Origin of the sequence: Pseudomonas congelans, from assembly GCF_900103225.1 — a bacterium.
GTDB lineage: Bacteria > Pseudomonadota > Gammaproteobacteria > Pseudomonadales > Pseudomonadaceae > Aquipseudomonas > Aquipseudomonas congelans.
Genome location: NZ_FNJH01000001.1, coordinates 1328551 through 1340365, shown reverse-complemented (window position 1 = coordinate 1340365; position 11815 = coordinate 1328551). Strand labels below are relative to the sequence as shown.

Genomic DNA, 11815 nt, shown 5'->3' with positions numbered 1-11815 from the left:
CGCCCTTGCGGGGCGGGGCAGGTCATGGGTTGCAGCGTTGGGCGGCGGTGATGGCCGGGTCAGCCAGTTCGTTTTCGGTGTAGCCGTACTTCTGCAGAATTTTCAGCAGCTCGCCCGATGCGCGGAGTTTGGCCAGTTGTTCGTTGAAAGCCTGTTCAAAAGCCGGATCGTTTTTTGGCAGGCCGTAGGCGTGGTAATTCCAGCCCGGTTTGCCACTGGCGTCAGGGATCTGTTCGAAAGGCAAGGCTCGCTCGATGTCCGGACTATTGGCTTTCTTGATCAGACTGATGACTTCGGCGTCCGGGAAATACACCACGTCCACGCGACCCGCCTGCAAGGCAGCCAATGCCTCGGTGTCCTTGTCGAACAACACCACATTGCTGTTGGCGATACCGCTGTCTTTGGCTTCCTGAACCTGATTGCTGCCAGGTTGCGTGGCCAGGCGCACCTTGGCGTTGCTGGCGACGTCCTTGAGGCTGTGCAGGTTCAGCGGGTTGCCGGTTTTGACAATGAACGCGCCGCCGGAGCGTGTCACCGGGTTGGAGAACGCAATGACTTTGCAGCGATTAGGGTTGATGAACAGGCCTGCACCGATCAAGTCGAAACGACCTGCTGCAAGGCCGGGCACCAGCGAACCGAAGTCAGTGATAGGCGTCTCGATCTGCTTGATGCCCAGCGGTTCGAGGATCGCCCGCAGTATCTCGACGTTGGCCCCGGTGGCTTTGCCATCGGTGCCGATGTAGGCATAGGGCTGTTCATTGGCGATGCCGGCGGTCAGGCCGTCAGTGCGACCCTTTTCCAGCAGTCCGGCCAGGGCAGGGAATGACAGGGCGGCGTTCAACAGTAACGCCGAACCGAACAGGGCTGAAAGCGACAGGGGTTTGCTACGTATCATTGCGTGCGCTCGAAGTAGAGGGAAAGGGGCGTTTTGCTGAGGAGGCCAGATCATGTCGATCAGGTGCTCACGCGCGCTTCGTCTTGCCTGCTTCCTGCGTGGGCAATGCGTTTTTGAATAGGGTGCGACTCTATAGCTATTAAAAAATAAATTTAAATATCAATAAGGAATATGCATATGCACGGGTGCTTTTCCGGGGCTTTCAAGTCATATGCCTTGAGCGGGTAACAGCTATTTTCTATTGTCAGGCTGATACTTGACGTTCAAGACGACGGCCAGGAATCGCAGCAATCAGTTCCTGGGTGTAAGCAGCTTCAGGCCGCTCGAAAACGTCGCTGGCCGGGCCTTGTTCAAGGGTTTTGCCATGCTTGAGCACCAGCACCTGATGAGCAACGCTGGCGACCACTGCAAGGTCGTGGGACACCAGCACGTAGGCGATGCCCGATTCGGCTTGCAGTTCGACCAGCAGGTCGAGGATCTGCGCCTGTACTGATACATCCAATGCCGAGACCGGCTCATCGAGCAGCAGCAGGTCGGGCTGCAGGGCCAGCGCTCTGGCGATGGCAACCCGCTGACGCTGGCCACCGGAAAGCTCGCGGGGCAGGCGATCCAGATAGGCCACTGGCAAGTTAACCCGTTCGATCAACTGGCGCGCAGCCTGTTCCAGTTCGCGACCCTTGAGCAGGCCGAACGATACCAGGGGTTCGACGATGCTTTCGAACAGCGTGAAACGCGGGTCAAGGGCTGCGAACGGATTCTGCTGCACCAGCTGGATACGCCGTCGCAGCGGTCTGAATTCGCGCCAGCCCAGGTCGGTGACATCCTGATCGTCCAGTAAGACTCGTCCGCGAGTGGGCTTTTCCAGACCCAGCGCGATGCGCAGCGCAGTACTTTTACCCGAGCCGGACTCGCCGACGATGGCCAGGGTCTGGCCGGCATACACCTTGAAGTTGATGTCCTGTAGCGCCTGAAAGTCTGCGTCTTCGCCTTTTACGTAGGGCAGTCGATAAGTCTTGCCGATGTTGCTCAAGGTCAGCAGTGGCCTGGCATCGCTCGATATCGGGCGCGGTGTTGCCGGGCTCCTGCGTTGCCCGAATGCCGGAGCTGCTGCGATCAGCGCGCGCGTATAGGCATGGCGAGGCGCGATGAGTATCTGTTGCGGAGGGCCTTGTTCGACCAGCTCGCCCTTGTTCATCACCAGCACTCGATCGGCACGGTCGGCGGCCACGCCCAGGTCATGGGTGATGATCAGCAGGGAAATACCACGCTCGGCCACCAGACGTTGCAGATGATCGAGGATCTTGCGTTGTACCGTCACGTCCAGAGCGCTGGTGGGTTCGTCGGCGATGATCAGGCGAGGATTGCCGGCCAGGGCGATGGCGGTCAACACGCGCTGGCGCATGCCGCCGGACAGTTCGTGCGGGTACTGACGAGCGCGCAACACCGGCTTGTCCAGGCCGACCTGCTGCAGTAATTCCAGCACGTCGGCATCCACTGCCGGGTAACGCCGGCCGTGGGCCTGAATCAGTGCTTCGGCGATTTGGCGGCCGATGCGCAGGGTAGGGTTGAGGCTGACCATCGGGTCCTGCGGCACCAGGCCAATGATGGTGCCGCGAATTCGCCGTTTCTCGCGTTCGCCGGCATGCCCAAGATCGTGTCCATCGACGTACAGCTCGCCGCCGGTGATGGCGGCATTGTCCGGCAACAGGCCGAGTATGGCGTTGGCCATCGTCGACTTGCCGGACCCGGATTCGCCGACAATCGCCACGGTTTCACCTCTGGCGACCTGAAAGGATACGTCGCGCACGGCGTGGTTGATCTGGCCGTCGAAGCGATAGGTGACACTCAGATGACGAATGTCGATCAGTTGAGCGATGTCGGTCATCGTTGAGTCTCCTCCAGCGTGCGGGCGATATGGTTGAAGCTGAACACCACGCCGACCACGAACAGCCCCGGCAACAGCGACACCCAGGGTGCAGTCATCAGAAAATGACGACCGTTGGCAATCAGCGTGCCCCACTCGGCAGCCGGTGGTTCGGCACCGAAACCAAGGAAACTCAGCCCGGCAGTCGCCAGAATCGCCGCGCCAAAGTCCAGCGTGGCCAGTACTGCCACCGGCCCCCAGGCGTTTGGCAGGATGTGGCGCAGCAGGGTTCGCGTCCAGCTTGCACCGCCCAGACGTGCGGCTTCGACGTAAGGCAGGGTCTTGACGCGCAACACTTCGGCGCGGGTGGTGCGCGCGAAGCCGGGGATGATCCCCACACCGACCGCAATGGCCACCGGAAGCGTGCCGAAACCGATAGCGGTGACAATCGCCAGGGCCAGTAAAAGGCCGGGCAGAGCCAGCAATACATCAATCAGGCGCATGATCACCGCATCGATGCGCCCGCCTGCGAAACCGGAAATCACCCCCAGGCTCAGGCCGCCGGCCATGGCGATGCCGACAGCCAGCAGTGCGGCCTGTACCGAGAGGCTGGAGCCATGCACCACGCGGGTATAGAGATCACGGCCCAGCTCGTCGGTGCCGAACCAGTGCGCGGCATTGGGGGCGGTGAGCTTGACGTCAGGCGAGGTGGCATAAGGTGCGTAGCTGCTCAGCAGGTTCGGTGCCAGCGCGGCCAGCAGCGCAAAGGCGACCATGGCCACGGCCAGCAGGAAACCCGGACGCCGCAACAACGGCGCGGCGGCCTGCATGGCCCGACTCAGGCTGCTGCGTCGTCTCCACAGCGCTGCAGGTGCGGGGTTACCGGGATTGGTTTCACTGGAAGCAACCAGGCGAGCCAGGCGCGCAAGGCGGTTGTCAAAGATAGTCATGGCTTCAGGAGACCTTTGGCGTATGGGCGATGCGCGGATCCAGCGCGGGGTACAGCAGGTCAACGATGAGATTGACCAAGACGAATGCAGCTGCCGAGACCGCAACGATGGCCAGTACCACCGGGATGTCCTGGCGCAGTACGGCTTCCTGGGCAAGTCGACCGACCCCGGAGCGGGCGAAAATGGTTTCCACCAGCACCGCGCCGGACACCGTGTTGCCCACCTGCAGGCCGATCAGGGTCAACAGCGGCAACGCTGCGTTCTTGAACGCATGGCGGGCCTGAACCTGCGCGCGGGTCAGGCCCTTGGCGTAGGCGGTGATGATGTAGGGCTCTTTCCAGACCCCCTGGAAGCCACGTTGCAAGACCTGGGCGTACACCGCAGCGCTGGGGATTGCCAGCGTGACGGCGGGCAATATCAGGCTGGAAAACCCCTGATTGCCGGTCGCCGGGAACCAGCCAAGAGTGAACGCGAACAGCTGAATGAACAGCAGGCCCATCCAAAAGACCGGCACCGAGAAACCCAGCGACGGCAACCGTGACAGGGCGACTTTCAAGGGTTGCCAGCGCACGTAGGCAGTGAGATACGCCAGACCGACCCCGCCGATCAGTGACAGAACAATGGCCAGCCCCGCAAGGCTCAGGGTTTGTGGCAGACGTTCGATCAGCAGCTCCGACACCGGGCGATTGAGCGTCAGCGAGTTGCCGAAATCACCGTGTAGCGCTCCCCACAGCAAATCGATGTATTGCTCGAAGAGGCCGCGGTCCAGCCCGTAATAAAGCTTGGCCTGAGCGAGGTCCTGCGCGGACAGTGAGTCGATTTCGACACCCGAGGCGCTGAGCATGATCGACAGGGTGTCACCGGGCAGCAGGTAAAGAATGAAATAGGTGACGCTGTAGGCACCCCAAAGTACCAGCAGCGCTTGCGCGATCCGACTGAGGATATAGCGGCTCATGGCGTTGCCAGCTCAATGTCGCTGAACAGCGCAAAGCCTTCCGCCGTCCAGTGGAAATTACGTACGTTTTTCGCCGTGGCGGCTTGCCAGACCCGCTCGTAGACGGGGAATGCCGAGCCTTCGTCGACCAGCAGGTCCTGCAACTCGCCATAGGCTCTGGCGCGCTGTTCGCTTTGCGTGGCGGTCAGTCCGGCGTCGAACAACTCAAGGGCTTTGGGCAGGGTTTGCGGCGCGTAAAGGTTGGTCGCCAGTGTCGAGCTGTTGGCGCTGCGCGGATCGATGATGGTCTGCAGAATGATCGGGTCGGCGCGGGTCATGTAGGTGGACGTCAGGTCATAGTTGCCTGCCGCATTGGCCGCAGCCCATTCGGCAGTGGTCACCACGTTGAGCTTGAGTTCAATGCCCACTTTGCGCAGTTGATCCTGAATCAGCACATCGCCAGCGGATTCGGCGGGTGAAAGGTTGTAGGCCAGCTTCAGCCTTTTGCCATTCTTGTAGCGATAGCCGTCGGCATTTTTCTGCCAGCCAGCCTCGTCGAGCAGGCGCTCGGCACCTTGTGGGTCATAGGCCAGCTTGTCTGCCTGGCTTTTGTAATACGGTGTAGTCACGTCGTAGAGGCCGGAGACCACCGGGAACTGCGGGTTATAAACGGTCGCAGCATAAGTCTTGCGGTCGATTGCCTTTTGCAAGGCCAGACGCACGTTTCGATCGGCCAGAATGCGATTGCCACGTGTATTGGGGTACATGTTCAAGGCCGGCCCTGGCAGCGAACGGCTCTGGATGGTCGCGCCTCTGGACTTGAACAGATTGAGATCCACCTCGGAGAACGGATTGCGCGGCCAGAGGATATCGACCTGGCCCTGAACGAACTGGCCATTACGCACGCTTTCTTCCGGCACGTAGCTGACCTCGACTGCGTCCAGATACGCCTCGCCCTTGTTCTGCGCGTTGGCTGATGGCCACGCATAACCCTTGCGTTTGGTCAGGCGCAAACCGCTTTCAGGGGTGTAGTGCTCCAGCACGAATGGCCCGGTGCCGATGATCGCTCCCAGGGAGCGCTGCTTGACGCTGAGCGCGTAGGACTCTGGAGCCAGGATGGCGAGATTGGTGGTGGAGGTGGCTTGCAGAAAGCCCGCATTGGGTCGGGCCAGCACCAGTTTGATGGTGAAGTCGTCCAGTACTTCTGCGTGGTCGTAACCTTTGAGGTAAGTGGCGCCGAAGGTCGCCGGCAATTGCGCGGCAAACGACTTGTCGGCGTCGTAGGCCGTCTTCACCGCCTGTGCGTCAAAGCGCGTGCCGTTGCTGAAGGTCACGTCCTTGCGCAAGTGAAAGGTGTATTCCAGCGCGTTGTCGCTGACTTCCCAGCGTTCCGCCAGCCAGGGAATGATCTTGCCGGTCTGCGGGTCCTGATCGGTCAGGGATTCGGCAATATTGCGCAGCACCACCCGATGTTCCAGCCAGTACACCTGAAACGGGTCAAGGCTGACCAGCGTGGTGTTGTCTCTGAAGAACGTCACTTTAAGGGTTTTGGCTGCCTGGCTGTCCTGGCCGGAAGGTGAGCAGCCGAGCAGGGTAATGGCTGTGACGGCGGCGAACAGCAGGCGCGAGAGGAAAGGGCGCCCAGTCATCGCATTGTGCTCCGGGTCACGAATCCATCTGAGAAAGTCGAAGCTGGTGTACGGCGCATGGAAGGTCCTCTTCAAGTCGAGCACAGCGCTTCAGCACTGATTTCTTAAGACCATATTCTTATGACCATGCGCTGTAAAAGTCTTTTTTCTTCTAAGCTAATATAGGTTTTTATGATTAATTTGCGATTTTATTATGTCCTATTTGTATTTCCGATAAAGCTTTATGTCCCTGGCGCAGAGTGCTTTGTCAAAAAACCGAAAAGCTTTGCTCTGACACCTTGCTTCAAACCGCATTCTTCTTGAGCTCTGCTTCAAGGCGGTCAACGAACAGGCGTACCCGGTTGGGTACGCGCTGGCGGGTTGGTAATACGGCCGTGACAGACAGTTGCTCGGGGATGACGTCCCCGAAGTGTATCTGCAGGAGGCTGCCTTCACGGATTTCCTGCTGAACGTCCCAATAGGTCAGCATGGCCAGCCCCAGGCCCTGCTTGCACGCCGTGCGCACCGCTTCGACGCTGTTGGCCGAGAACGCTCCCTGAGCGCGAATGGCCACCGGCTCGCCGTCTCTGATGAACGGCCAGTAAGGCATTGCATGCAAGGTTATGCACGGGTGTTGACGGAGTTCGTCCAGCAACGATGGCTGGCCGCGCCGCGCCAGGTAGTCGGGGCTTGCACACACAACCCGGGGGTTGGGCGCCAGCGATCTGGCCACCAGGGCGGAGTCACGTATCGTGGCGATCCGAATGGCGACATCGATGCCCAGCCCGGCGATGTCCACGATGCTGTCCGACAGCGTCAGGTCGATACTCAGTGCCGGGTTTTCCTGCATCAAGGCAGGCAGCAGCGGCATGATGACGGTCTGCCCAAACACGCTGGGCGCTGTGACCCGCAATACGCCACTGGCCGTACCGGCATCGGCTTTCAGCGTTGCGCGCGCGGTTTCGCTGACGTGCAGCATGGTTTTGGCGTGCGGCAGAAAAACTTCACCCTCCGGCGTCAGTGATACCGAGCGGGTTGTGCGGTGAACCAGCCTGACGCCCAGGTCGTTTTCCAGCGCAGCCAGACGTCTGGAGATTGCCATCGGCGACAACCCGAGTCGACGCGCCGCTTCCGACAGGCTCCGGCTGGAGGCAATGGCGGCGAACACCTCTATATCAGACAATTGCACGGATTCTATCCATTTTCGTTAAAGCGCCTTATCTGCACGGCCGGGTTCCAATGGGCTGCACCAGCCCTTACCGTTGCTGCAGGTTCTGTCAATGACTGCGAGCCATTCGCAGCCGGTCTGCACAGCGAGGATTTGAAGTATGAGCGAGACAAACAAGCACGTTACAGCCCCGTTCGACATTGGTCATCTGAAACTGAAGAACAGGTTGGCGGTGGCGCCCATGACACGCGTGAGCGCAGACGAGCAGGGCAGTGCAACGCAGGCCATGACGCGCTATTACGAGCGGTTCGCCAAGGGTGGTTTCGGCCTGATCATCACCGAGGGCAACTACACCGATCGCAGTTTTTCCCAGGGCTACCGCTTCCAGCCGGGGCTCACCGATGAAGAGCAGGCCCAGGCCTGGCGTGCCACGACCGATGCTGTGCACCGCCATGGCAGTGTCATGATTGCGCAGATCATGCACGCAGGCGCACTCAGCCAGGCCAATCGCTTCATCAGCGAGTCGGCGGGTCCTTCGGCCATTCGTCCCAAGGGCGAACAGATGGCGTTCTATTACGGCGCGGGCAGCTACCGGATTCCGCGGGCGATGAGTGACAAGGACATTGCCGAGGCCATTGAAGGGTTCGCCCACGCTGCGCAACTGGCTATCGGCACTGCAGGCTTTGACGGTGTCGAGATACATGGTGCGAACGGCTACCTGCTGGATCAGTTCCTGACCGACTACAGCAATCAGCGCACCGATCAATGGGGCGGTGAGGTCGGACAGCGTCTGCGACTGACGCTCGAGGTCATCGCCGCAGTGAAAAAGGTCGCCGGGCAGGCACCGGTTGGCGTGCGTCTTTCACAAGGCAAGGTCAACGACTTTCAGCACAAATGGGCGGGGGGCGAGCGCGATGCCGAAATCATTTTCGCTGCGCTGGCTGATGCCGGAGTCGATTACATCCATGTGACCGAACACGAAGCATGGCAGCCAGCTTTTGCCCAGAGTAAAGCCACCCTGGTCGAACTGGCCCGTCGCTACGCGCCGGATATTGCGCTGATCGCCAATGGCGGCCTGCACGACCCGGAAAAAGCCGACCAGGTGCTTCGCCAAGGTGCGGACATCATCGCGGTCGGCAAGGGCGCGCTGGCCAATCCGGACCTGCCAGAGTTGCTGCGTCAGGGCGCGGCACCCCGCGACTTCGATCCAGCCATTCTCGGGCCGATTGCCAATATCAAGGACAGCGAGCTGGTCTAGTCGTTGCTGACGAGTATCAGCGCCGGCTGAGCGTGCGTAACGCCACGTCGACAGGCGTTGCGCCCTGAGTCAGTTCGATGATCTGTCGGGATATCCCGGTTCGATCGACCAGTGCAGCCAGGACAGCGGCTACGTCATCGCGCGGTATTTCGCCATATGCGATAGCCGGACCTGCGCTGATCTCACCGGTGCCCGCGCGGTCGACCAGGGTGCCCGGCCTGAGAATCACCCAGTCCAGTCCGGAAGAAGCCAGATACACATCGGCCTGTTTTTTCACCCGCATGTAATTCTCGAATCCAGCGGAGGTTTCTGTACCGCGTGCAGCTTCAGGAAATGCCGACACCAGCAGGAAGCGACTGACCCCGGCAAGCACGGCGGCCGCAACGGCGGCCTCCAGGCCCTTGCCATCAATGGCGTTGGTCAGCTCAATGCCTGCGCCGCCAGCCCCGGCGGTGAAAACCACGACATCGCTGCCTGTCATCGCAGCGGCCAATCCAGAAGCATCCAGCTCGGTGAGGTTGCCGAACAATGGTATGGCGCCAGTCGCTTTGATTGCCGCCGACTGTTCTTCTTTTCGGTGCAGTGCGATCACTTCATGAGCGCCGCCGCCAAGGTTTTTCAGAAGGCGCTGGCCGACCTTTCCGGCTGCGCCGATGACAAAAACTTTTGACATGAAATCTTCCTCTGCTTGGTCGTGCGCCGACGCTCAGCAATATCGACGCATTCAGCCGCGTTAACCTTCGAATTGATGGTAGACCTTGGCAATCACTTTCCAGCTGTCGTCGATTTTGATCAGCGTCAGGTAGTCGTTGTAGTCCGCACCAATAGCATCCTTTTCCATATCGACCCGGACCACTGCCGTGGTGGGCGTAATGGCAAGGACATCCAGACGCGTTGTGATGTCTGGAGCGGTACCATGGGTTTCGACGAAGGTGTACAGGTTACTGATCGGTCCACCCAGCAGTTGACCATTGGTGAAACCATACATCACCGCATCTTTGTGGAACGCTTCCTCGATAGTGGCAACGCTGCCTGTACGCAAGCCTTCCACGTACCGGCTGGCCGTTGCGATAACTGCGTTGTAGTCGTTGGTCGGGACGGCTTTGATGTTCTTGCTCATGGGGTGTTACTCCTGGATTAGGAACTGTTTGCCTTGCGGGTGAATCAGGATTTTCTCTCCGGTTACCAGTCCTGACGGGTTGGCGAAATGATCAGATCGTTCACGGTTACGTTGGCTGGCTGATTGAGGGCGTAGATCACGGCGCGGCTGATATCCTCAGGCGCAATGGCGATCTCATTAAGCGCTTTGGCTGCCTTGCGGCTTTCGGGATCAGTGACCTTGTCGGCCCAGCCGGTGTTGATTACCCCGGGGCTGACAGTACTGACGCGGATACCGTGCTGCACGCCCAGTTCCTTGCGCATCGATTCGGTCATCGCCTGGACAAAGAACTTGGTAGCGCTGTAAACGCCCGCTGCCGAACCGACCTGATGACCTGCGACCGAATCCATGTTCAGGATCTGACCTGCCTTCTGTTCGATCATGAACGGCAGGACTGCCGCTATGGCGTTCAGGTAGCCCTTGATATTGACGTCGACCATCGCGTGCCAGTCCCGGGTCGCGAGATCGACCCAGTTGGAGAACAGCATCAGGCCTGCGTTGTTGACCAGAATGTCCACAGAGCCGTAGGTGTCATTGGCGAACTGTGCCATCCGTTGTGTTTCGTCAGCGCTGGTTACGTCAGTTACGCAGCTCACTGCCTTGTAACCGGAACTCTGTAGTTCACTGACCAGAACGACCAGACCTTCTTCGTCGCGTGCGGCAGCCACGACATTGGCACCATATGCCGCTAGCGCTCTGGCTGTTGCTGCGCCGATCCCCGATGAGGCGCCGGTGACGATTACTGTTTTCTTGTCGAGATAATTCATGTCGTGTTTTTCCGTTGTCGCGGTATTTCCGGCATCGTGGGAATTGCCGAAGGGGAGGAGCCGGCTCTGGCTTAGTAGTTACCCATTGGCCAGTCGATATAGCCTTTGGCCCCACCGCCGTAGTACGACTCACGCGGTGCAATGGTCAGCTCGGCACCATGACGCAGGCGCGCAACCAGGTCGGGGTTGGAGATAAACAGGCGGCCGAAAGCCACCGCGTCGATCTTGCCCTGCGCCCGACGCTCGATCGCCATCTCCAGGTCATAGTTGTTATTGCCAATGAACGGACCGTTGAACCGGGCGCTCAGTGCATCCATGTCGACACCTTCCGGCACCTCGCGGGAGGTGGCAGTGGCGCCTTCGACAAAGTGCAGATAGGCCAGATTGAATGTGTTCAATTGCTGGATCAGGTAGCCATGAAGGCCCATGACGTTGCTGTCGGGCGGGGTATTACCGGCATCGGGCGTTACCGGAGACAAGCGAATACCCACTCGGTCGCTGCCCCAGATATCCACGATGGCCTGGGTGACTTCCAGCGTCAGGCGAGCGCGGTTTTCTATCGAGCCGCCATACTGGTCGGTGCGCTCATTGGTGGAGTCGCGCAGAAACTGGTCCAGCAGGTAGCTGTTGGCCGAATGAACTTCAACGCCATCAAACCCGGCCCTTTTGGCGTTCTCTGCAGCGTGTTTGTATTGCTCGATAATGCCGGGAATTTCGCGGGTTTCCAGTGCGCGGGGCATGGAGACAGGTACAAAACCGTCGGCGGTGTAGGTATTGCCTTCAGCCTTGATGGCGGAGGGGGCTACCGGTGCCTCGCCGTTAGGTTGCAGGTCGACACTGGAAAATCGCCCCACGTGCCATAGCTGGCTGACAATCTTGCCTCCTGCTGCATGCACAGCGTCGGTCACTGACCGCCAGCCTGCGACTTGTTGGTCACTCCAGATTCCCGGGGTCGCGGCATAGCCTCGACCCTGCGCGGAAATGTTTGTCGCCTCGGCGACGATCAGCCCTGCCGTAGCGCGTTGCGCGTAGTAAGTGGCGTGCAGTTCATTGGGAACACCATCCTCGCCATAGCGGCTGCGTGTTACCGGTGCCATCACAATACGGTTCGCCAGCGCCATGGAGCCCATGGTGACGGGTGAGAACAGGTCGGTGGTTTTGCGAGTGTCATTCATCAAATACTCCAGATAGT

General features: G+C 59.8%; 11 protein-coding genes. 1 reads left to right on the top strand and 10 read right to left on the bottom strand.

The window, feature by feature from the left end:
- Positions 1–22: 22 nt before the first annotated feature.
- The 6 genes from ehuB to BLR20_RS05365 all read right to left on the bottom strand — a co-directional run bounded on the left by ehuB (position 23) and on the right by BLR20_RS05365 (position 7460).
- Positions 23–895, bottom strand: coding sequence for an ectoine/hydroxyectoine ABC transporter substrate-binding protein EhuB (gene ehuB, locus BLR20_RS05390; protein ID WP_054993881.1), 873 nt, complete (start codon positions 893–895; stop codon positions 23–25).
- Between the two features lie 244 nt (positions 896–1139).
- Positions 1140–2780 (bottom strand): dipeptide ABC transporter ATP-binding protein, encoded by a 1641-nt coding sequence (locus tag BLR20_RS05385; protein ID WP_054993882.1) that lies wholly within the window; start codon positions 2778–2780, stop codon positions 1140–1142.
- Positions 2777–3709, bottom strand: a complete 933-nt coding sequence (locus BLR20_RS05380; RefSeq protein WP_054993883.1) for an ABC transporter permease — start codon at positions 3707–3709, stop codon at positions 2777–2779. The genes BLR20_RS05385 and BLR20_RS05380 overlap by 4 nt, the downstream gene beginning before the upstream one ends.
- Before the next feature lie 4 nt (positions 3710–3713).
- Positions 3714–4664, bottom strand: a complete 951-nt coding sequence (locus BLR20_RS05375) for an ABC transporter permease (RefSeq protein ID WP_054993884.1) — start codon at positions 4662–4664, stop codon at positions 3714–3716.
- The gene (locus tag BLR20_RS05370) at positions 4661–6292 is read right to left on the bottom strand and encodes an ABC transporter substrate-binding protein (RefSeq protein WP_054993885.1); all 1632 of its coding nucleotides are present in this window, start codon (positions 6290–6292) and stop codon (positions 4661–4663) included. The genes BLR20_RS05375 and BLR20_RS05370 overlap by 4 nt, the downstream gene beginning before the upstream one ends.
- A 283-nt stretch (positions 6293–6575) precedes the next feature.
- On the bottom strand, positions 6576–7460 hold the full coding sequence (locus BLR20_RS05365) for a LysR family transcriptional regulator (RefSeq protein ID WP_054993886.1): 885 nt from the start codon (positions 7458–7460) through the stop codon (positions 6576–6578).
- A 139-nt stretch (positions 7461–7599) separates the two neighbouring features.
- Between BLR20_RS05365 and BLR20_RS05360 the strand changes: the two genes are divergently transcribed.
- Positions 7600–8697: an NADH:flavin oxidoreductase gene (locus BLR20_RS05360; RefSeq protein WP_054993887.1), complete on the top strand. Its 1098-nt coding sequence runs from the start codon at positions 7600–7602 to the stop codon at positions 8695–8697.
- Positions 8698–8713: 16 nt separating this feature from the next.
- Here the strand turns inward: BLR20_RS05360 and BLR20_RS05355 are convergent, their stop codons facing one another.
- The 4 genes from BLR20_RS05355 to BLR20_RS05340 all read right to left on the bottom strand — a co-directional run bounded on the left by BLR20_RS05355 (position 8714) and on the right by BLR20_RS05340 (position 11798).
- Complete coding sequence (locus tag BLR20_RS05355) at positions 8714–9370, bottom strand: NAD(P)H-binding protein (RefSeq protein ID WP_054993888.1); 657 nt, start codon at positions 9368–9370, stop codon at positions 8714–8716.
- A 60-nt stretch (positions 9371–9430) separates the two neighbouring features.
- A complete protein-coding gene (locus BLR20_RS05350; protein ID WP_010430958.1) occupies positions 9431–9817 on the bottom strand; it encodes a nuclear transport factor 2 family protein in 387 nt (128 codons plus the stop codon).
- 62 nt (positions 9818–9879) lie between these two features.
- Positions 9880–10623, bottom strand: coding sequence for an SDR family oxidoreductase (locus BLR20_RS05345; RefSeq protein ID WP_054993889.1), 744 nt, complete (start codon positions 10621–10623; stop codon positions 9880–9882).
- A 71-nt stretch (positions 10624–10694) separates the two neighbouring features.
- The gene (locus tag BLR20_RS05340) at positions 10695–11798 is read right to left on the bottom strand and encodes an alkene reductase (RefSeq protein ID WP_054993890.1); all 1104 of its coding nucleotides are present in this window, start codon (positions 11796–11798) and stop codon (positions 10695–10697) included.
- Positions 11799–11815: the final 17 nt, after the last annotated feature.